The 20,737-nt window shown below is 72.2% G+C and carries 14 protein-coding genes; 6 read left to right on the top strand and 8 right to left on the bottom strand.

Features of this window, described 5'->3' with window-relative positions:
* Window positions 1-81: 81 nt before the first annotated feature.
* The 3 genes from OG440_RS35800 to OG440_RS35790 form a co-directional block, all read right to left on the bottom strand.
* Window positions 82-2,304, bottom strand: coding sequence for a S9 family peptidase (locus OG440_RS35800; protein ID WP_406010913.1), 2,223 nt, complete (start codon window positions 2,302-2,304; stop codon window positions 82-84).
* Window positions 2,277-4,061: an N-acetylglutaminylglutamine amidotransferase gene (locus OG440_RS35795; protein WP_406010912.1), complete on the bottom strand. Its 1,785-nt coding sequence runs from the start codon at window positions 4,059-4,061 to the stop codon at window positions 2,277-2,279. Before OG440_RS35795 ends, OG440_RS35800 begins: the two co-directional genes overlap by 28 nt.
* Before the next feature lie 115 nt (window positions 4,062-4,176).
* A complete protein-coding gene (locus OG440_RS35790; protein ID WP_406010911.1) occupies window positions 4,177-5,364 on the bottom strand; it encodes a glutamate--cysteine ligase in 1,188 nt (395 codons plus the stop codon).
* A 340-nt stretch (window positions 5,365-5,704) separates the two neighbouring features.
* Here OG440_RS35790 and OG440_RS35785 point away from each other — a divergent pair, with 340 nt between their 5' ends.
* Window positions 5,705-6,880, top strand: a complete 1,176-nt coding sequence (locus OG440_RS35785) for an amidohydrolase (RefSeq protein ID WP_406010910.1) — start codon at window positions 5,705-5,707, stop codon at window positions 6,878-6,880.
* Window positions 6,881-6,995: 115 nt separating this feature from the next.
* Here the strand turns inward: OG440_RS35785 and OG440_RS35780 are convergent, their stop codons facing one another.
* Window positions 6,996-7,808 (bottom strand): SDR family NAD(P)-dependent oxidoreductase, encoded by an 813-nt coding sequence (locus OG440_RS35780; RefSeq protein ID WP_406010909.1) that lies wholly within the window; start codon window positions 7,806-7,808, stop codon window positions 6,996-6,998.
* An 87-nt stretch (window positions 7,809-7,895) separates the two neighbouring features.
* Window positions 7,896-8,567, bottom strand: a complete 672-nt coding sequence (gene lexA / locus OG440_RS35775) for a transcriptional repressor LexA (RefSeq protein WP_406010908.1) — start codon at window positions 8,565-8,567, stop codon at window positions 7,896-7,898.
* Between the two features lie 386 nt (window positions 8,568-8,953).
* Between lexA and OG440_RS35770 the strand changes: the two genes are divergently transcribed.
* The gene (locus OG440_RS35770) at window positions 8,954-10,777 is read left to right on the top strand and encodes a serine/threonine-protein kinase (RefSeq protein ID WP_406010907.1); all 1,824 of its coding nucleotides are present in this window, start codon (window positions 8,954-8,956) and stop codon (window positions 10,775-10,777) included.
* 127 nt (window positions 10,778-10,904) lie between these two features.
* Here OG440_RS35770 and OG440_RS35765 read toward each other — a convergent pair whose 3' ends face one another.
* The gene (locus OG440_RS35765; RefSeq protein ID WP_406010906.1) at window positions 10,905-11,327 is read right to left on the bottom strand and encodes a VOC family protein; all 423 of its coding nucleotides are present in this window, start codon (window positions 11,325-11,327) and stop codon (window positions 10,905-10,907) included.
* Window positions 11,328-11,430: 103 nt separating this feature from the next.
* Here OG440_RS35765 and OG440_RS35760 point away from each other — a divergent pair, with 103 nt between their 5' ends.
* Complete coding sequence (locus OG440_RS35760) at window positions 11,431-12,426, top strand: helix-turn-helix transcriptional regulator (RefSeq protein WP_406010905.1); 996 nt, start codon at window positions 11,431-11,433, stop codon at window positions 12,424-12,426.
* A 143-nt stretch (window positions 12,427-12,569) separates the two neighbouring features.
* On the top strand, window positions 12,570-13,748 hold the full coding sequence (locus OG440_RS35755) for a spore photoproduct lyase family protein (RefSeq protein WP_406010904.1): 1,179 nt from the start codon (window positions 12,570-12,572) through the stop codon (window positions 13,746-13,748).
* A gap of 56 nt (window positions 13,749-13,804) precedes the next feature.
* Here OG440_RS35755 and OG440_RS35750 read toward each other — a convergent pair whose 3' ends face one another.
* Entirely contained in the window at window positions 13,805-14,506 is a 702-nt protein-coding gene (locus tag OG440_RS35750) for a TetR/AcrR family transcriptional regulator (RefSeq protein WP_406010903.1), read from the bottom strand.
* 151 nt (window positions 14,507-14,657) lie between these two features.
* Between OG440_RS35750 and OG440_RS35745 the strand changes: the two genes are divergently transcribed.
* Together OG440_RS35745 and OG440_RS35740 are read left to right on the top strand one after the other, a co-directional pair.
* The gene (locus OG440_RS35745) at window positions 14,658-16,199 is read left to right on the top strand and encodes an APC family permease (RefSeq protein ID WP_406010902.1); all 1,542 of its coding nucleotides are present in this window, start codon (window positions 14,658-14,660) and stop codon (window positions 16,197-16,199) included.
* Between the two features lie 95 nt (window positions 16,200-16,294).
* On the top strand, window positions 16,295-17,962 hold the full coding sequence (locus OG440_RS35740; protein ID WP_406010901.1) for an amidohydrolase: 1,668 nt from the start codon (window positions 16,295-16,297) through the stop codon (window positions 17,960-17,962).
* Window positions 17,963-18,114: 152 nt separating this feature from the next.
* Here the strand turns inward: OG440_RS35740 and OG440_RS35735 are convergent, their stop codons facing one another.
* The gene (locus tag OG440_RS35735; protein ID WP_406010900.1) at window positions 18,115-20,553 is read right to left on the bottom strand and encodes an FAD-dependent oxidoreductase; all 2,439 of its coding nucleotides are present in this window, start codon (window positions 20,551-20,553) and stop codon (window positions 18,115-18,117) included.
* Between the last annotated feature and the right edge of the window lie 184 nt (window positions 20,554-20,737).

The following is a 20,737-nucleotide window of genomic DNA, read 5'->3' as shown; positions in this document are numbered from 1 at the left end:
CCGTCGAAACGCCGTGGGTGAGTGGGGCGGCCCGGCGTGCCCGTGTCGCGCAGGGGCCGGCGCGACCGGCGGCCAGGCTGTTCAGCCGGTCAGGTGGCGTGCCAGCCAGTCCGCGGCGGCCCGGCGGAACAGCCGCCGGTTGTCCGCGCGCAGGAAGTCGTGCCCCTCGTCGCGCAGGGTGAGCAGCTCGGCGGGGATACCGCGGTCGCGTGCGGCCCGTACGAACTGTTCGGACTCCCCCGGCGGAACGTTGGTGTCGTGTTCGCCGTGGACGGCGAGTACGGGGACGCGCAGCGCGTCGATCCGCGTCATCGGCGAGAGCGCGCGCAGCAGGGCGCGGTCGCGCTCGGGGTGGCCGTATTTGTGGGCCGCCGATTCCGCGAGCCAGGGTTCGGTACCGGCGAAGAAGGTCGCGAAGTCCGACATGCCGCAGACGGCGACGCCCGTGCGGAAGAGATCCGGGTGCCGGACGAGGGAGGCGAAGGTCAGATAGCCGCCGTACGAGCGCCCCATGACCGCCAGCCGGGTGGGATCGGCGGGGCCCGCGGGCACCGCGTGGGCGGCGCAGTCAGCGACGTCGTCCAGCGCGGCGAAGCGTCCGGCGCCCAGGTCGGCGTCGACGAACGACCTGCCGTGCCCCGAGGAGCCGCGCACGTCGGGGGCGAAGACGTCCAGTCCCCGCCCGGTCAGTTCGTGGTACAGCGGGCTGAAGACCGGGCGTTCCTGCTCCTCCGGGCCGCCGTGCAGGTGGATCACACAGGGGGCGGGGTCTCCCGGGGCGCGGCCCGGGGCCCGGTAGTACCAGCCGCTGAGTGGCAGGCCGTCGCGCGCCGTAAGACGTAGCAGGACGGGGCGCACGGGCCGGCGGACCGGCCCGGCGGCGTCCTCGTCACGGGACGACCAGGGGGTGCGCAGCAGGGACACGCCTTCGTGGGACGACCACACGCCGGGCCGGCGCTGGGAGCCGGACAGGGCCGACAGCAGTCCCCGCGGTCCGGCCGCCTCGACGCGCGTGACGACCTCGTGGGGCAGGGGGACGTGCGTCGTCGGCAGCGGGCCGTACGGTGCGCGGCGGGCCGGGAGGATCTCGACGAGTTCCAGCCGGCTCGCGCCCCGTTCGTTCCAGGACAGGGCGGCGGTGTGGCCGTCGTGCGACACGGCCAGCAGGTCGAGGTCGCTGTCCGGTCGTTCCGCCACGACGGACCTGCCGTGCGGTCGGCCGTCGGCGTCGAGGGTGACGGCGACGAGGGCCGCGTACTCGCGATCGGCGTCGCTGCGCAGCCACAGCGTCCGTCCGTCGGGTGAGAACCGGCCGATCCACGGATCGCCGTCGGCGACCGGGAGGGTGCAGGTCGTCGCCGAGTCGACCGTGCGCCGCACGACCGCCTCCCGCCGTCCGCGCGGACCCCGGCGCAGCAGCACGAGCCCGCCGTCGCGGCTGAGGTCGCACACGCGCAGGGTGGCGGCGTGCGTCTCCGTGGCGAGCAGGACGGGGGACGCCAGTGCGTCGGGATCGATGAGGTAGGCCGACAGACCGCCGTCGGAGCGGACCGACGGCACGTCGGGAGTCAGGGTGTCGAGCGTGGGCACGGTCCGCCCGGCCGCCTTCGCCGTGTCGTACGGGGTTCCGCCGAGGAGGGTGGCCCGGCCGTCCCGGTCGGCCCAGTTCGCCGGCAAGGTGATGTCGCCGGCCATGGGTCCGGCGCCGTTGGTGGATCCGCGGGTGTCGGGAGCGGCGAGCGTGACGGCGACGGCCGAGCCGTCGTGCGCCCAGGAGCCGAGGTAGGCGGTGTGGCCCGGGTCGGCCCCGGCCAGGACGCGGCGGCCGGTGCCGTCGGGCCGTACGCACAGGACGCGGGAGTGCTCGCCGCCTCCCGGGGCGGTGGTGTACGCGATCCAGCGGCCGTCCGGTGACCAGGACACCTCTTTGACCGGGTCCGGGAAGGAGTCGAGGAGGTGCACCTCGCCCCCGTCGACGGGCCCGGCCCACAGCTGCGGAACGCCGCCCCGGTCGCAGATGAAGGCCACCTCGGAGCCGTCGGGGTTGGCGGAGGGATACCAGCAGCCGTGGGAGCGCAGCCGCGTCACGGCGTCCCGCGGGCCGCTCGCCTCGGGCAGCAGGACCGGCGCGGGGGCCGCCGCGGCGGCGTCCCGTCCTTCCGTCGGCCGGGCGTCGGGCGGCGGGGCGGGCGGCGCGTCGGCTGCCGCGGGACGGGCGACGACGGGCGTCGAGGTGAACACCGCGCCGGTCGGGGCCGCCGGTGTGGTCCCGTCGCTCACGTGATGCCGTGCGTCTGAAGCCATATCTCCAGCAACGCTACCTGCCACAGGGCGTTTGCTCCCCGTTTGGTCCGGTGCTCGTCGGGTGCCTCGAGGAGCTGGGCGACGTACGACTCCTGGAAGAGACCGCGCTGCCTCGCCTCGGGGGCCTCCAGCGCTTCGCGCACCCGCTTCAGGACAGGGCCCGCCATGTGCCTGATCGCGGGCACCGGGAAGTAACCCTTGGGGCGGTCGACGATCTCCCGGGGCAGCAGCCGGCGGCCGGCTGCCTTCAGGACGCCCTTGCCGCCGTCGGCCAGCTTGAGTTCCGGCGGGCAGGCCGCGGCCAGTTCGACGAGTTCGTGGTCGAGGAACGGCACGCGGGCCTCCAGCCCCCAGGCCATGGTCATGTTGTCGACCCGCTTGACCGGGTCGTCGACGAGCATCACGTGGGTGTCCAGGCGCAGGGCCGCGTCCAGGGCCGTCTCGGCTCCGGGGACCGCCATGTGGTCCCGGACGAAACGGTTCGAGACGTCGTCGTCGGTCAGCATGCCGGGTTCCAGGATCCGGGCGAGGTCGGCGTGCGGCCGGTCGAAGTACGTGTCGGCGTACCGCTCGGCCGCGTCCGCGCGGGCCGCCTCGGCGAGCCGCGGGTACCAGTGGTAGCCGGCGAGCACCTCGTCGGCGCCCTGTCCGCTCTGTACGACCTTGACCTCCTTCGACACCTGCTCGGACAGCAGATAGAAGGCGACCACGTCGTGGCTGGTCATCGGCTCGCTCATCGCGGCGACGGCGCCGTCCAGGGCCGTCGACACCCGGTCGGAGGGCACCATCAGCCGGCGGTGGTCGGTGCCGAACTCGCGGGCCACCAGATCCGAGTACCGGAACTCGTCGCCCTCTTCCCCGCCCTCCGACTCGAACCCCACGCTGAAAGTCATCAGGTCCCGCTGTCCCTCCTGGGCCAGCAGCGCGACGATCAGACTGGAGTCGAGGCCGCCGGAGAGCAGTACGCCGACCTGGACGTCGGAGACCATCCGTCGGCGTACGGCCGTACGCAGCGCCTCGAGCATCGCGTCGCGCCAGTCGTCGGCGCCCATGTCCGCGTGCTCGGCGCGGCGGGTGTAGGACGGCTGCCAGTAGCGGTGGTCGTGTTGGGTGCCGTCCGGTTCGACGACCCGGACGGTGGCCGGCGGGAGCTTGCGCACACCGCGCAGGACGGTGCGCGGGGCGGCGACGGTGGCGTGCCAGCTCAGGTACTCGTGGACGGCGACCGGGTCGAGCGAGGTGTCCACGTCGCCGGCGGCGAGAAGGGCGGGCAGGGAGGACGCGAACCGCAGCCGCCCCGGCGTCCGCGCCAGGTACAGCGGCTTGATGCCGAGCCGGTCGCGCCCCAGGACCACGCGGCCGGACCGGTGCTCGACGAGGGCGAAGGCGAACATGCCGTGGAAGCGCTCCACGCAGGCGGTGCCCCACTGCCGGTAGGCCTTCAGCACGACCTCGGTGTCGGAGGTCGTGCTGAACCGGTGTCCCAGGCTCCGCAACTCTTCGCGCAGTTCCCGGTAGTTGTACACACAGCCGTTGAAGACCCCGGTGACCCCGGCGCGGGCGTCGGTCATCGGCTGTGCCGCGTGGTCGGACAGGTCGATGATCTTCAGTCGCCGATGCCCCAGCGCCACCGCGCCCCGCGTCCAGATGCCCCGGCCGTCGGGACCGCGGTCGGCGAGCCGGTCGCTCATGCGCTCGACGGCCGCGAGGTCGGGTCGGTGACCGTCGAAGCGGATCTCCCCGCTCAGGCCGCACATGACATGCCGCCTCCGTTTCGCTGGGCGTGGGCCGAGAGCCCGTACGTGGGTGCCGGGCGGTCGGCGCGGAAGAATGGGACGTCGGTGTCCATGGCGTTCCTGACGTTCATGGCGTTCACCTGCGGGTCAGCGGTCGTGCGAACCGGTGGGAGGGGCTTGTCACACCGGCGGCGGTCGAAAGGTTCCTGCGGTGGGTGTCGACCGTCCGGCCGGGCGCGCGTTCGCCGCGGGTCTCGGCGATCAGCATGTCGACGCAGGCCAGCAGATCCTCTGCCGCCGCGACACGGCGCATCCGGTGAGCCGCGCTGCCGTCGGTGAGGGCCTCCTCGGCCAGGGCGCCGACGGTCTCCCGGTCGCCGTGGGTCTCCAGGGCGGGGCGCAGCCGGGTGAGGAGCTTGCGGACGACCTGCCCGGCGGGCACCTCCTGATGAGTCTCGGGATCCACCAGGCCGCCTTCGAGCCCGGACCGGGCCGCCCGCCACGAGGCGCCGCGCAGCCACTCGTGCCGGCCGTCGCAGTTTGGGGCAGCGCCCGTCCGGAGCCGCTCGCGGGCGTCGGTGACCAGGGCCCGGAACAGTCCGGCGACGAGTACGACGGTCTCCGCGCGCGGGCAGGAGTCGCAGATGCGCAGTTCCAGCGTCTGCAGGTGCGAGGAGGGGCGTACGTCGTAGTAGATCATCCCGGCGTCGCTGATGATCTTGGACCTGACGAGGTCGCTCACCGTGGCGTCGTACTCGGCCGCGCTCGCGAAGCAGCCGACCGGGCCCGCGGTGGGCCAGCGCTGCCAGAGCATGGTGCGCCAGCTCGCGTACCCGGTGTCCGAGCCCCGCCAGAACGGCGAACTGGCGGAGAGCGCGAGGAGCACGGGGAGCCAGGGGGAGACCGCGCACATCACCCGTACCGCCGTGTCGCGGTCGGGGACGTCCACATGAACCTGGGCCCCGCAGATGAGCTGCTCGTCGGCGACCGTGCGGTAGTCCTCGATCATGCGGCGATAGCGCGCTCCGGCGGTGGGATGCGCGGCCGCCGGCGGCGCGAGGGGCGCCGCGCCGGCGGCCACCGCCGCGAGTCCCAGCGAGGACGCGGCGGTGTCGAGCTGCCGTCTCGTCTCGGTGAGGTCGGCGTACAGCTCGTCGAGAGACGTGTGCACCGCGCTGTTCGACTCCACGGTCGACTGATGCAGCTCGGTGGTGAAGGTACGCCGCGGGAGGCGTCGCAGGAGCGAATTGGCGCGCGGCACGAGCAGCCCGCTCTCCACCTCCAGGACGTGGAACTCCTCCTCCACTCCGATACGAACGCTCACGGTCACTCCTCGGGGTGATGCGGAGCGGCTCATCGCCGCAGGCGAAGGGTCCCCCACCGGCGCACGCGGCGGCAGTGAGGAACTTCGAGTCACCAGATCGCCGAATTTCAAGCACACATTACATATGCGACTTGAGCAAATCCTCCGTGATCGGATACATGGCCAGTGACACCGGGGATCAGGACCGGCCCGGCACCGCCGACTATGCCGTCGCGAAGACCTCGTGCGACGTCCGGAAGCAGTCGTCGACGACAGAACCGACCCCCCTTCGCCGGTTCGGAACGCTCCTCGGGTGGAACCCGGCCCGGCACGGAAGCCGTCGACCCCGAGGAAGTCCCAGGTGTCCAGCTCGCTGTACCACCGTGTCCACGAAGAGGTCGCCCGGCGCTCCGAAAGCCTGTGGTCGGTGGCGTGCGCACTGCACGCGGATCCCGAGACCGCCTTCGCCGAACACCGGGCGACGGCTCTGCTCACCGGCGAACTGGAACGCGCGGGCTTCACGATCCGAAGGAACGTGGCCGGGCTGCCGACGGCGTTCACGGCGGCCTCGGGCCGGGGACGGCCCACCGTGGCACTGCTTCTGGAGTACGACGCCCTGCCCGGGCTCGGCCACGCCTGTGGGCACAACCTCATAGCGGCCGCCGGCCTCGGCGCCGCCCTGGTGGTGGACGCCGTGCGGCAGGGCACAGCGGGATCGGTCCTGGCGGTGGGCACGCCGGCCGAGGAGGGCGGCGGCGGCAAAGCCCTCGAGGTACGGGCCGGCATCTTCGACGACGTCGATGCCGCTTTGATGTTCCATCCCGGGGTGTACGACTGGGCGCGGGCGCCGCTGACGGCGCAGGAGCAGTACACGGTCGGCTTCCGGGGGCGCGCCGCCCACCCCACGGGGAACCCGACCCAGGGCATCGACGCCCTCGCGGCGCTGATCGAGCTGTTCAACGTCCTGTCGGCGCTCGGCCGCCGACTGCCTGAGGGCTCTCACGTGCAGGGGATCATCACCCACGGCGGCACGGTTACCAACATCGTCCCCGAATACGCCGAAGGGCGCTTCGGGCTGCGGGCCCTGACGACCGACGCCCTCGACACGCTGGCGGAGCGGCTGCGCACCTCGGCACAGGGCGTCGCGCAGGCGACCGCCACGTCGGTCGAGGTGGAACGGGCGAGCATCCGCTACGAGCACTTCCGGGACAGCCAGGTGCTGTCCGGCCGGTTCGCCGGACACCTGGACCGGGCCGGGATCACCCTCACCCCGCCCGAGCCCGGCGTCCACCTGGGCTCCTCCGACATCGGCAACGTCAGCGGGCGGGTGCCCGCCATCCATCCCTTCGTCGCCATCATGGGATCCGACGGCAGTGATCACACGCCGGAGTTCGCGCGGGCCGCCGCCTCCGAGCGCGGCCGTCACGTGCTGATGACCGTGGTGGAGGCGCTGGCCTGCACGGCGCTCGACGTGCTGCGGGACGCGGATCTGCGGGATCAGGCCTGGAAGGGACACGACGCGGGTGCGGCTCGGTGACGGCCGCACGGGCGGCCCCACGACGCGGAGCCGACGGAGCGGGCCACGACGGGAGCCTGCCGTCAGGTGTCCCTCCGCCCGTACCGGCGCGGCAGGCTTGCGCCGCGGGCCGACCTCACGACGTGCCTGACGCGTCCTCGTCGGCCGAGCCCGGCTCCGCCATCCTGCGATGGGCGGCCGCCTTCGCGCTGTCCGGGAGGATCCTGTTCACGAGACCCTGCGCCTTGGTCTTGGCCGAGCCCGCCACGGTCTTCCTCCTGCCGGCCATGAGTGCCTCGAAGCCGTCCTTCGCGACCTTCGCCGGGTCGTCCTTCTCCTGCCGTCCGACCTTGGTGTCCTCCATGTCGGCGCGCCGGAAGAACTCCGTCTCCGTGGGGCCGGGCATGAGCGCGGTGACGGTGACGCCCGAGTCCTCGAGTTCGTTCCGCAGAGCCTGCGCGAAGGACTGCACGAACGACTTGGACGCGTTGTACACGGCCTGGAACGAGCCGGGCATGGTCGCCGCGATCGAGGAGGTGAACAGCACCTTGCCCTCGCCCCTGCGCACCATGTCCGGCAGCAGCCGCTTCGCGAGCCGTACCGTCGAGGTGATGTTGAGGTCGATGATCCGGATCTCGTCCTCCAGGGCGGTCTCGACGAACGGCCCGCCCTTCCCCACACCGGCGTTGAGAGCCGCGGCGGCCAACGGCGTGCCCTCGGCGGTGACGGCCGCGTACAGCCGGTCCACACCACCCGGTTCCGCGAGGTCGACCTGAACGGCCCTGACCTCCGCTCCATGGGCGCGGATCTCGTCCGCCGCCAGGTGCAGCCCACCGTTCTCCGCGGTCAGCAGCAGGTTGTAGCCGTGCTCGGCGAATTGCTTGGCCAGTTCGAACCCGATGCCGCTCGAGGCACCCGTGACGAGGGCCAGAGGCTTCTTGTCGTCCATGCCCGCCGGGTACCCCTGTGCACCGTGACAGAAGCGGGTCCGCTCGGCCTGGTCGGCGGACGACACGCGAGCAGGGAGACGCGCGGGCTAGAGCAGGCGCAGGACGCCGACGACCTTGCCGAGGATCTGCGCCTGGTCGCCGCGGATCGGCGCGTAGGCCGGATTGCGGGGCATGAGCCACACCTGCCCGTCCTGTCGGCGCAGCACCTTGACGGTGGCCTCGTCGTCCAGGAGGGCCGCGACGACGTCCCCGTGATCGGCGCTGTCCTGGCGCCGTACCGTCACGATGTCGCCGTCGCAGATCGCCGCGTCGATCATGGAGTCACCGGAGACCGTCAGGGCGAACAGGTCGCCGTCGCCCACGACCTGGCGGGGCATGGCGTAGACGTCCTCGACCATCTCCTCGGCGAGCAGCGGGGCGCCGGCCGCGATCCGCCCGACGAGGGGTACGTCCACCCGTGTCTCGCTCCTGGTGCCCAGGTCGGGCGCCCACGAGGGCCGGACCCGGTAGGCGCGGGGGCGTTGCGGGTCGCGGTAGAGCACGCCCTTGCGTTCGAGGGCCATCAGCTGGTGGGCGACCGAGGACGTGCTGGCGAGCTCCACGGCCTGGCCGATCTCCCGCATCGACGGCGGGTAGCCCTGTCGGGCGACCGATTCCGTGATGTAGCGGACGATGGCCGACTGGCGGTTCGTCAGCTCTCCTTCGGCGGTCCGTGGCCCCGGGGGACGGCCCCGGCGGGCGGACGCGGTGTTCTCCATCCGGGGCACCTCCGTGCAAGATCGTTCGGAATGACCCTAACCTGTCATCCCCCCTAAATGGAACACCTTATCGAATCCCGCACGCCCCGCCCAGGGCGCCTCCCTTCCTGGCCGTCGGGGGTGGCGGCCGGAGGTCGGAGCGCAGGTGTTCCCGCCTCACGGGCGGTTCCGAGGACGCGCGGCACGCGAGAAGAGCACATTTGTACGAGACGTCACGGAACGTCCCCTGGGCGGATTCTCGCCAGTAGGGTGAGCGAGCGGTCGAGCGAAAGACCCACCGCCGCCCGGGAGTTCCGGATGTGCCGCCCTTTCGTCTGCCGCTGTTCCGGAACTTCGGGCGGCCGGGCTGATGTCGCGCCGCCCTGTGCCACCAGGGGGGCAGAGCCATGCGGGTGCTCGCGGATCGATACGAACTGGTCGAAGCCGTAGGCCGCGGGGGAATGGGGGAGGTCTATCGCGCCACCGACCGGGAGCTCGGCCGGACCGTCGCGGTGAAGGTGCTGCCGCCGGAACTCACCCGGCACGAGGAGTTCCGCGTCCGGTTCCGCCGGGAGGCGCGCACCGTGGCCTCGCTCAACCACCGCAACGTCGCCGTGCTGCACGACGTCGGCGAGGACACCACCGACGGCGAGACGACGCCGTTCCTGGTCATGGAGTTCATCGAGGGGCGGACCCTGACCGCCGCCCTGGCCGACGGCGCGTTCACCGTCGTCAGGGCGCTGGCGGTCGCCAGGGACATCGCCGACGCCCTCGCCCACAGTCACGCGCAGGGCCTGATCCACCGCGACATCAAGCCGTCCAACGTCATGCTGACGTCCGAAGGCTCCATCAAGGTCCTGGACTTCGGGATCGCGAAGGTGGTCGCGGAGACCACCACCCGTCTCACCGCGACGGGTATGACGGTGGGCACCCCCGCGTACCTCTCCCCCGAGCAGCTCACCGGCCGGCCGGTGGACGGCCGCTCCGACCAGTACTCCACGGGCTGCCTGCTCTACGAACTGCTCACCGGACGCCCGCCGTTCCTCGGCGACTCCCCCTTCGCGGTGATGCACCAGCACATCAGCCAGGACCCGGTCGCGCCCTCCCGGCTGCGGCCGCAGGTCCCGACCGTGGTGGACGACCTCGTGCTGCGGACCCTGGCGAAGGACCGCGAGCAGCGCCTCGGCAGCGCGGCGGAGCTGCGGGACGCGCTGGCGGCGACCCTCACCGCACTGACCGCCCCGGCCGCCGCCCCGGTCCCGCGGACCGCCACCCCGGCCCCGGGCGGTACACCGCCCGCGCCCGCCGTGCCGCCCGCGCGCTCGAAGGCCGGCACCCCGGTGGGTCCGGGGCACACGGCGCTGGCGCAGCAGGAGACCCGTACCGCGCCGACACCGCCCAGGCCCGCCGTTCCGCCTCCCGGCGGGCCGGTCGACTCGGCCGTCCCCGGCACCGTGGACGGTGTCCTGCCGTCGTACACCGCGCCGACGAGCGGCGGCCCGTCGTCCCCGCCGTCCCCGTCGGGCGATTCACGGTCCACCCCCACGACCGGCAGGATCATCGCCCTGCTGGGGGTCGTCGTCTCCGGTGTCGTCAGCCTCGGATACCAGGACGTCTACGCGGACTCGTCCGACGAGCTCGCCGGCGTGTGGGTGGCGGCCGTCGTACTCGGGCTGGCCCTGTTCCGCTGGCTTCCCCTCACCTCGACCGTGCTGTGGTGGGGGGCCGGCGCCCTGGTCGTGGCGAGCGTCGCCGTCGGCGGCGGGGTCGACGACTACGGCTACACCTCGGTCACGGAGTCCGACTTCAGCACCCTCTACTCCTACGACTCCACCTACGGCACCTACTCCGCGCTGCCGGCCGACTCCTCCGGCTACCACCTCTTCGAGGACGACTACAGCGGCGGATACGATCCCGCGCAGGCCGACGTCAGCCGCGACTACACCGCGCACGACAACATCGAGATCCTCGCCGTCCCGGCACTCGTCCTCGCCGCGCTCTGCCTGGTCCGCGCGTTGAGCCGCCGACGCCTCTCGCCCCTCGCGGCCGCCGCCGGTGTGACCCTGGGCGGCGTGGGAGTCGGCTGGCTGGCCCTCGGTGCGGACGAGCAGACCGGGCTGTTCTCGGTGGCCTGGGTGGTGGTCGTCGCCGCCGCCGTCGTCCAGGAGATCCGCGCCCGCAGGAACACCCCGCCTCGTGTCCGTCGCCGACTGCGGTTCGTCACGGCCTAGGTGTATTGACCCGCAGGGTTGTCGGCGCGGCTGATCGAGGTCGCTCGTCGGGCCGGAGAGCCCTGCCCCGCTCTCCGGCCCCGGGCCCCCGGTCCCGGACGCAGGCTCACCGGCCCCGTGCGCAGGCTCACGAGGCCGGTGCCACCCGGTCGTGCACGGCGAACTTCGCGATCGCCGCCGGGGTGACGGGGGTGAAGAAGTTGACGAGATTGCCGTCGGGGTCGCGGAACAGCAGCGACCGGTTGCCCCAGGGCATGGTGGTGGGCTCGTTGACGAAGTCGGTCACGAAGCCGGTCAGGTTGTGGTGCACGCGGTCCACGTCGTCGACGAGGAACTCGAGGATCACGCTGTGGTTGTCGGCCGGTCGGGACGAGCCGGGCGCGAACAGCGGGACCGTACGGGTGCCGGCGAGGGCGAGGGTCGCGCCGGGGAACCCGAGTTCGGCGAAGTCCTCGGTGAACCATGTGGCCGCTACTCCGGTGGCCCGCTCGTAGAACGCGACGAGGCGCGCGACGTCGCCGGTGATGATCCGGATCGAGGCGAAGTCCATGGTGCTCTCCCTGGTGCTGGTGCTGGTGCTGGAACCGTTGCGCCTCGCACGCTAGAACGAATAGTGGACGGAATCGGTCCACTATTCGCGTTAGCCTCGGAACATGTCCCGACCCACCGGCCGCGTGCTCACCCTCCTCGAACTGCTCCAGTCGGGCGGCACCCGGACGATGAGCGAACTCGCCGACCGGCTCGGCGTGGACGGCCGCACCGTACGGCGCTACGTGGACCACCTGATCGACCTCGACGTACCGGTCGAGTCGGTGCGCGGCCGCTACGGCGGCTACCGTCTCGCCCCCGGTTACCGTCTGCCGCCGCTCATGCTCGGCGACGACGAGGCGATCGCCGTATTGCTCGGCCTGGTCGCCGGCCGCCGGGCGGGGCTGACGACGACAGCCACCGCGAGCGAGACGGCGGCGGCCAAGATCCGGCGCGTGCTGCCCGAGCGTCTCGCCCGCCGGCTCGACACGGTCCTGGAGTCCCTCGCCTTCACCGAGGCGCCCGGCGAGTTCGCCACCCCTGACGCGGGGGTGCTGCTCACCGTCGCCGACGCGGTACGTCACCGTCGGCCGGTCTCGATCAAGTACACCGACCGCGGCGGCCGGCGCGGTGACCGCACCCTGCACCCGTACGGGGTGGTGGCCCATGCGGGCCGGTGGTACGTGACCGGCACCGACCCCGGGATCGAGGAGGAACGGACCTTCCGTCTCGACCGCATCACCGACGCGAGGACCCTGCCCGGCTCGTTCGAGGCGCCCGCCGGGCCGGACCCGGCACAGCGGGTCCTGTCCGGGTTCGCCACGGCGGCCTACCGGCACGAGGTGACCTTGCGGATCCACGGGACGGTCGAGCAGATCCGCTCCCGGCTTCCCGCGAGCGTCGCGACCGTGGAGGAGCCGGCGTCCGCCACGGGCGCGGATCCGGCGAGCGAGCGCTGGCTGCTCGTCGAACTGCGGGCGGAGCGACTCGACTGGCTGCCCCCGGCGCTCGCCTCGCTCGACCGGCCGTTCACCATCGAGCGCCCGGAGGAACTGCGCGACCTCGTCATCGCCCTCGCGGACCGCCTCGCGAGCAACGCCCGCGGGTCGGCGTCCCGCTGACGTGCGCCGTAAGGTGGGCGGTACGGATTCAACCGTTTGATCCGTTCGGTCCCTTCGGTCCGTCGGTCCGTTCGGTCCGTCGGCCCCTCCAGTCCGCTGAGACCCACTTCCGTCAGTCCCACTCCAGCCGAACCGGAACGTTCATGCACTCCCCGTCCGCCGCCTCGGACGACGGCTCCGACGCCCTCTTCGGGCTCGACGCCCTCGGTCCCGCGCCCGCCGCACCGAGCACCACCCGGCCGTCCTTCCGGGACTCCGACGCCGCGCGGCGACTGCTGCCCGTACGCGAGATCCACGCCGAACCCGCGGCCGCCGCCTCGCCGCGCGGGCGGCAGATCATCGCCCGGTTCCCCGGGGCGCGGGTGATCGAGGTCGAGTCCCACTGGGGCATTCCGGGGCTGCACGGCAACGAGGGGAACGTCGCGCGCTGGGTCCGCGTCAAGGGCGAGACGCTCGTCCTCGGGGAGCGGAAGTCGCCGAGGACTCGGCCCAACGGCCGGTCCGCCGACTGGATCGCACCGGGCGCCTCCAACGGCTGCGCGATGGCCTGCGCCTACTGCTACGTGCCGCGCCGCAAGGGGTACGCCAACCCGGTCACCGTCTTCACCAACATCGACCGGATCGTCGCCCACATCGGCCGGCACATCGCCCGGCAGGGCCCGAAGACCGAGCCGAACCAGTGCGATCCCGAGGCCTGGGTGTACGACATCGGTGAGAACGGCGACTGTTCGGTGGACGCGCTGATCTGCGACAACACCGCGGATCTCGTGCACGCCTTCCGGCTGTGGCCGACGGCCAAGGCGTCCTTCGCGACCAAGTTCGTCAACCCGGACCTGCTGACGCTGGAGCCGCGCGGCCGGACCCGCATCCGTTTCTCGGTGATGCCCCCGGAGGACTCCCGGCTGCTGGACGTGCGCACCTCACCGGTCGCCGAGCGGATCGCCGCCGCCGCGGACTTCCTGGACGCGGGGTACGAGGTGCACTTCAACCTCTCCCCCGTCGTCGTCCGTCCCGGCTGGGAGGAATCCTGGACGGAACTCCTCGATCACCTCGACGACGTCCTGCCCGAGCGGGTGAAACGGCAGGCCGCGGCCGAGGTGATCATGTTGACGCACAACCGGGAGCTGCACGAGGTCAACCTGGGCTGGCACCCCCGTGCCGAGGACGCCCTGTGGCGGCCCGACCTCCAGGAGAACAAGCGCTCCGAGAACGGCGCGCTGAACGTCCGTTACGCGGGTCCCGTCAAGGCCCGGGCGGTGGAACACCTTCGTGCGCTGATCGCAGCCCGAGCCCCCTGGCTGCGCGTGCGCTACGCCTTCTGAAGGCCGTCGCGACCCGCGTCCCGATCACGGATCAACCGATCCACCTATCCACCGGATCACCGCGGCCGGCTTTCCGGCGCGCGGGCTCTCAGCGCCTCCAGCAGAAGGTCGATCGCCTCCTCGAAGGAGCTGTCCTCCATGGCGTGCAGCTCCCGGCGCACGGTGGTCAGCGCGGGATACGACGCGGGGTCCAGCCCCTGGTACACCTCCCGCCACGCCCGGTCGTCGCTCTCCCGCTGCTCCCGTGGGAGGGCCTGGCACGCGGCGTCCATGGCCGCGTGGCTGAGCACGGTGTTGATGAACGTCAGATAGAGGCGCGTCGCGTCGGCCGGTCCGAAACCCGCGGAGAGCAGGAGGCCGATCCCGGCCTCCACGGCGCGGATCTCGTTCGGGCGGCGGGTCACGCGGTACGAGGCGAAGGCGGCCGCGCGCGGGTGGGCGAGGTATCCGGCGCGGACCCGCAGGGCCATCTCGCGCAGGGCGGCCACCCAGTCGTCCCCGGGGGCGAAACCCTTCATGGCGTCGCCGATGATGCGGTCGGCGATGGCCAGCACCAGGTCGTCGGTGCCGTGGAAGTAGCGGTAGAGGGCGCTGGGGTCGCAGCCCAGGGCGGTGCCCAGCCGGCGCACGCTCAGCGCCTCGGAACCGTGCTCACCGATCAGCCGCAGGGCGGTCTCCACGATCAGTTCCTCCGACAGCAGCACCCCCGAGCGGGTGGGGCGACGGCGGCTGCGCTCCTGCGGGACACGGGTGGTCATGGCGGGTGCTCCTGTCGGTCGGGGCCGCGTAGCAGCAGTGAAGGGGGCCCGCACCCTTATGTCAACAGGATTGACGCAAGACTCGCGCGAGGTGTTCCATCACATTTCCGCGCGGCTCTTCCCTCGTCCTCCCTCCCTGCGAGGAGCCTTCATGACCTCCCTGTCGCCTCAGCCGTCCACCCCGCCCGCTCCCCCGTCCGCGGTCTCCGCCGGTCGGCCGGTCTCCGGTCTGCGCCGTTCCCTCGGCGTGGTCGACGGCGTCGCCATCGCCGCCTCCAGCACCGCGGCCACCACCAGCATCGCCATCGGCATGGGCACGATCGCCACCATCGTGGGCCTGCAGGCCCCGGCGCTGCTGCTCCTCGCCTTCCTGCCCGTCCTCGGCATAGCCACCGCCTACGCCCGCCTCAATCGCTCCGAGCCCAACTGTGGCAACGGTTACACCTGGGTCGGCCGGACCCTCGGCCCCTGGCCGGGGTTCCTCACCGGATGGGTCACCGTCGTCGGCTCGGTCATCTTCTGCGCCTACACCAGCGCGGTCATGGGCTCGGTCGTCCTGATCTTCGCCAACAAGGCCGGCCTGCACACCCTGGCGGGCATCGCCCTCGACCCGGCGTCCACCGGCGTCAGTACGGCCGTCGGGCTGGTGCTGCTGCTGGGCCTCACCGCCCTCGCCGTCACGGGCACGCGCACCACCACCCGCTTCCAGTTCGTGCTGCTGGTCTTCGAGTACGCCGTGCTGCTGGGGTTCTGCGGCTGGGCCCTGATCACCGGCGCACAGTCCTTCTCCCTCTCCTGGTTCAACCCCTTCGAGATCGCCGACGGCACCGCCTTCGCCCAGGGCATGGTCCTCGCGGTGTTCTTCTTCTGGGGCTGGGACGCGGCGTTCAGCGTCACCGAGGAGACCAGGAAGCCGGACGACGCGGCCCGCGGCGGTCTGATCGCCCTGTTCGCGATGCTCGGCCTGTTCCTCTTCGCCTCGGTCGCCTTCCAGCGGGAGATGAGTCTGAGCGAGCTCATCGAGAACGGCCCGCAGGCCCTGCCGTATCTCGCGCGGAAGCTGGCCGCCGAGCCCTGGGCCACCCTGCCCGTGGTCGCCCTGATGTTCTCCGCGGCGGCCTCCGTGCAGTCGACGCTGATCCCCACGGCGCGCGGACTGCTCGCGATGGGCCGGGACCGCACCATGGGTGCGGTGTGGACCCGGGTGCACCCGCGGTACGGCACGCCCGCCGCCGGAACGGTCGTGGTGCTGGCCATCGCCTCCTCGATCGCCCTGCTGGCCGTCGCCATGCCGCGGCTGAGCGACATGCTGCTGGCCGCCGTCAACGCCATCGGCCTGCTCGTGGCCCTCTACTACGGGCTCACCGCGCTCGCGTGCGCCGTCCGTTTCCGCTCCGCCGGGCGCGAAGGGCTGCGGACCGCGGTGCTCGCCGTGGGGGTGCCCGCCGTGTCCGGTCTGGTGCTGCTGGGCCTCGGCGGCTATCTCGGATACTCGTACCTGACCATGAGCGACCACTTCGAACTCAGCCCCGACAACGGGTGGTTCATGTTCTCCCTGCCCGCCGTCATCGTCCTCGCCGGCCTCGGTATGGCCGCGGTCGCCAAGTACGTCCGCCGTTCGCCGTACTTCACCACCGGACGCGGCACCGACGCCGAGGCCATCGTCCTCCCCATGGACCGCACGGCCGTCTGAGTCGTCGTCCGATCCCGGTCGGCCGCACAGATCCCCCTGCGCTCCCGCGCCCCCCTTCTCCACCCTCGCCCCTCCCCTCCATGGAGTCCACACCCATGTCGCAGTCCCAGGTCACGGGCCCCGCCGAGCTCGTCCTCACCGGCGGGCCCGTCCACACCGTCGATCCCGCCCGCAGCCGCGCCACCGCCGTGGCCGTGCGCGACGGGCGGATCACGGCCGTCGGCCACGACGAGGTGCACGCGCTGATCGGCCCGGACACCGAGGTCGTCGACCTCGCCGGCAAGCTGTTGCTGCCCGGCTTCCAGGACGCCCATGTGCACCCGCAGGGCGCCGGCCTGGAGCTCGGCATGTGCCACCTCGCCGACACGGTCGACCCGGACGAATATCTGCGGCGCGTCCGGACGTACGCCGACCGGCACCCTGACGCCGAGTGGATCACCGGCGGCGGCTGGTCACTGGAGGCCTTCCCCGGCGGAGCCCCCACCGCCGCGGCCCTCGACGCGGTCGTCCCCGACCGGCCGGTCTTCCTGCCGAACCGCGACCACCACGGCGCCTGGGTCAACACCCGGGCGCTGGAGCGGGCCGGCATCGACGCCCACACCCCCGACCCCGCCGACGGCCGCATCGAACGCGACGCGGACGGACGCCCGACCGGCATGCTCCAGGAGGGAGCCGTCCACCTGGTGGGCCGACTGGTGCCCGAGCCCACCCCCGAGGAACAGCTGACCGCCCTGCTGCGCGCCCAGGCCGTGCTGCACGCGTACGGGGTCACCGCCTGGCAGGACGCCATCGTCGGCGCCTACGCCAACATGACCGACCCGGCCCCCTCCTACCGCACGGCCCTCGACCGCGGACTGCTCACCGCCCGCGTCGTCGGGGCCCTGTGGTGGGACCGCGAACGCGGTGCCGAGCAGATCCCCGAACTCGTCGCGCGGCGCGAGGAGTTGAGCGGGGGCCGGTTCCGCGCCGGCGCGGTGAAGATCATGCAGGACGGCATCGCCGAGAACCACACCGCCGCCATGCTCGACCCGTACCTCACCGGCTGCGGCTGCGCCTCCGCCACCAGCGGCATCAGCTTCGTCGAACCCGGCGAGCTGAAGAAGTACGTGACCGAACTCGACGCGCTCGGCTTCCAGGTGCACTTCCACGCCCTCGGCGACCGCGCCGTGCGGGAGGCGCTCGACGCCGTCGAGGCGGCCCGGACCGCCAACGGCACCCTGGACACCCGCCATCACCTGGCGCACCTCCAGGTCGTCCACCCCCACGACGTACGACGCTTCCGGGCCCTCGGCGCCACGGCCAACCTCCAGATGCTGTGGGCCGCCCACGAGCCGCAGATGGACGAACTCACCCTGCCGTTCCTGGGCCCCGAACGGGGCGCCCGGCAGTATCCCTTCGGCGACCTGCTGCGCGCGGGCGCGACGCTCGCCGCGGGCAGCGACTGGCCGGTGAGCAGCCCCGACCCGCTCCAGGCCATCCATGTCGCCGTCAACCGCGTGTCCCCCGACGCTCCCGAGGGCACCCCGCGGTTCCTCCCCGGACAGCGCCTCGATCTGGGCACCGCCCTCGCCGCGTACACCGCGGGCAGCGCCCACGTGAACCACCTCGACCACCTCACGGGCAGCATCACCGTCGGCAAGGCCGCCGACCTGGTGGTCCTGGACCGGGACCCGTTCACCGGGCCGCCCGAGGAGATCGCGGCCACCCGGGTCCTGGAGACCTTCGTGGACGGCAAACGCGTCCACGCGGCACCCGACGCCTGACGACTCGACGCCCTGACGCCTGAACGACCCGGTACGGCGGTTCCGCCGTACCGGGTCGTTCAGGCGTGCTCGCTCACCCGGGCGCGCTCGCCCTTGTTCACGGCGGGTCGCTCAAGGGCGCGGAGGACGGGGCTCGCGCTCTCCCGATCCGCTCAGCCACGGAGGCGGGACATCGTCGGGTCGAACAACGGCTCCTCGGCCACGACCGCCTCCACCCGCCGGTCGAAGTAGCCGATGTGGACCGCGGCCCCGGGGACGGCGAGGTCCGCGGGGAGCCAGGCGTAGGCGATGCCCTTGCCGATCGTGTAGCCGTAGGCGGCGCTGGTGACGTAGCCGACGACGCGGTCGCCGTCGTAGACCGGCTCGTTGCCGAGGACGAGCGAGCGCGGGTCGTCGATGGTGAGACAGGCCAGTCTGCGCCGGACGTCGTCCTTGCGGCGCTCCAGGGCGGCCTTGCCGAGGAAGTCGCCCTTGTCGAGCTTGACGGCGAAGCCTACGCCGGCCTCGTACGGGTCGTGCTCGAAGGTCATGTCGGTACCGAAGGAGCGGTAACCCTTCTCCAGGCGGAGGCTGTTGAAGGCGCCACGGCCGGCGATGACGCCGCCGAGCGGCTGGGCCGCCCGCCAGAGCGTGTCCCACAGCTTCAGGCCCTGGTCGGCGGTGGTGTAGAGCTCCCAGCCGAGTTCGCCGACGTACGACAGCCGCATCGCGGTGACCGGCACCGAGCCGACGTAGGCGTGCTTCGCGCGGAAGTACTTCAGGCCCTCGTTCGAGAAGTCCTCGTCGGTCAGCGGCTGGAGGACCTTGCGGGCCAGGGGGCCCCACAGGCCGATGCAGCAGGTGCCGGGGGTGAGGTCGCGTACCTGGACGGTGCCGTCGGCGGGGAGGCGGCGGCTGAACCAGTCGAGGTCCAGGTTGCCGTTGGCGCCGACCTGGAAGAGGTCGGGGGCCAGGCGGGCGACGGTGACGTCGCTGCGGATGCCGCCGTCGTGGTCCAGGAGCAGGGTGTACGTCACCGAGCCGACCGACTTGGCGACCTTGCCGGTGGTCAGCCCCTCCAGGAAGTCGGCGGCGCCCCGGCCGCTCACCTCGAGCCGCTTGAGGGCCGTCATGTCGTACATCGCGACGGTCTCGCGGGTGGCCTGTGCCTCGGCGCCGACGATGGGCGACCAGTACCGCGCGGCCCAGTCGTCGGGGACGGGGATGTTACGGCCCTCGGTCAGCCGTGCGTTGGCCTCGTACCACTGGGGGCGCTCCCAGCCGTTCGCCTCCAGGAAGAAGGCGCCGTGCTCCTGCTGCCGGGTGTGGAAGGGGCTCGTGCGCAGGGGGCGCGGGTCACCGGACGGCTGGAGGGGGTGGAGGATGTCGTAGACCTCGACGAAGTTGCGGCAGTCGCGGGCCAGCACGTACTCCGGGGACAGCTGGTGCGGCTCGAAGCGGTTGACGTCGCACTGGTGCAGGTCGAAGGACGAGCAGAAGCCGTCGACGAGCCATTCGGCCATGGCCCGGCCGACTCCGGCCGAGTGGGTGACCCAGACCGCCTCGGCCACCCAGAAGCCCCTGACGTCCGGGGACTCGCCCAGCAGCGGGAAGTTGTCGGTGGTGAAGGAGAACAGGCCGTTGATCCCTTCCTCGACCTTGGCCTCCTGAGTGGCGGGCAGCAGGGACCGGGTCTCGGTCCAGGCGTCGGCGAAGTCGTCCTCGGTGAACTTCAGGACCGACGGCATGCCGTCGGCCTCGTCGACGGAGAGGATGTCGTCGGCCGAGACGGGCATCGGGCGGTGGCCGTAGTAGCCGATGCCGATGCCGTCGAAGCGGTCGCGGTAGTAGAGGTCGGCGTCCTGGTGGCGCAGGATCGGCCGCACCGCCTCCTGCGTCTGGCCCGCGAGCGCCGGGACCGGTCCGGTCCAGGCGAGCTGGTGGGCGAGCGGGGTCAGCGGGAGGTTCATGCCGACCATGCGGGCGATCCGCGGGCCCCAGATGCCGGCGCAGCACACCACGATGTCGGCCGCGATCTCCCCCTGGTCGGTGAGGACACCGCTCACCCGGCCCTCGCCGTGCCGGACGTCGAGCACTTCGTGGCGGGCCAGGAAGGTGACTCCGCGCTCGGTGGCCCGCCGGATCTGCGCCTCGACGGCGAGGACGGCCTTGGCGATACCGTCCGTCGGGATGAGCAGGCCGCCGAGGACCCTGTCCCGGTTGACGAGCGGATGTCGCTCGACGCACTCGTCGGCGCTCAGCAGGCGCGCCTCGATGCCCCAGGCGGAGATCCAGCCGTGCCGGCGGTGCAGTTCGGCGAGGCGCTCGGGGGTGGTGGCCACCTCGAGGCCACCGACCTGGAGGAAGCAGGGCTTGCCGTCGACGTCGAGGGAGCAGAACTTCTCGACGGTGTAGCGGGCCAGTTCGGTCATGGTCTTGGAGGAGTTCGTCTGGAAGACCAGGCCCGGGGCGTGCGAGGTGGAACCCCCGGTCGCGGGAAGCGGTCCCTGGTCGACCACGGTCACTTCGGTCCAGCCGCGCGCGGAGATCTCGTCCGCGAGTGCCGCTCCCACGACGCCCGCTCCGATGATCACCACTCGGGGTCCCGCCATCGCCGCACCTCCGGATCGAAAACCAGTCGAGTTGCTTGCTGCGCAACATGGTTCAGGTTGCGCAACTCAATGTGCCCGCCTCGGCCAGGGGGTGTCAAGAGGTCCGGTGTTGTCGGGAAACAGCCCGTAACGCGGCGATGCCCGGCGGGCGGCGCACACAGGTGCACACCGCCCGCCGGGCATC

Origin of the sequence: Streptomyces sp. NBC_00637 (genome assembly GCF_045161545.1) — a bacterium.
Lineage (GTDB): Bacteria > Actinomycetota > Actinomycetes > Streptomycetales > Streptomycetaceae > Streptomyces.
The sequence above is the reverse complement of the archived record's forward strand: the minus strand, read 5'-3'. Positions and strand labels throughout refer to the sequence as shown.

Coding starts and splice junctions, on each gene's coding strand:
- OG440_RS35800 (WP_406010913.1), bottom strand. CDS start 2,304: ATGGCTTCAGACGCACGGCATCACGTGAGCGACGGGACCACACCGGCG.
- OG440_RS35795 (WP_406010912.1), bottom strand. CDS start 4,061: ATGTGCGGCCTGAGCGGGGAGATCCGCTTCGACGGTCACCGACCCGAC.
- OG440_RS35780 (WP_406010909.1), bottom strand. CDS start 7,808: ATGGACGACAAGAAGCCTCTGGCCCTCGTCACGGGTGCCTCGAGCGGC.
- lexA (WP_406010908.1), bottom strand. CDS start 8,567: ATGGAGAACACCGCGTCCGCCCGCCGGGGCCGTCCCCCGGGGCCACGG.
- OG440_RS35770 (WP_406010907.1), top strand. CDS start 8,954: ATGCGGGTGCTCGCGGATCGATACGAACTGGTCGAAGCCGTAGGCCGC.
- OG440_RS35765 (WP_406010906.1), bottom strand. CDS start 11,327: ATGGACTTCGCCTCGATCCGGATCATCACCGGCGACGTCGCGCGCCTC.
- OG440_RS35760 (WP_406010905.1), top strand. CDS start 11,431: ATGTCCCGACCCACCGGCCGCGTGCTCACCCTCCTCGAACTGCTCCAG.
- OG440_RS35755 (WP_406010904.1), top strand. CDS start 12,570: ATGCACTCCCCGTCCGCCGCCTCGGACGACGGCTCCGACGCCCTCTTC.
- OG440_RS35750 (WP_406010903.1), bottom strand. CDS start 14,506: ATGACCACCCGTGTCCCGCAGGAGCGCAGCCGCCGTCGCCCCACCCGC.
- OG440_RS35745 (WP_406010902.1), top strand. CDS start 14,658: ATGACCTCCCTGTCGCCTCAGCCGTCCACCCCGCCCGCTCCCCCGTCC.
- OG440_RS35740 (WP_406010901.1), top strand. CDS start 16,295: ATGTCGCAGTCCCAGGTCACGGGCCCCGCCGAGCTCGTCCTCACCGGC.
- OG440_RS35735 (WP_406010900.1), bottom strand. CDS start 20,553: ATGGCGGGACCCCGAGTGGTGATCATCGGAGCGGGCGTCGTGGGAGCG.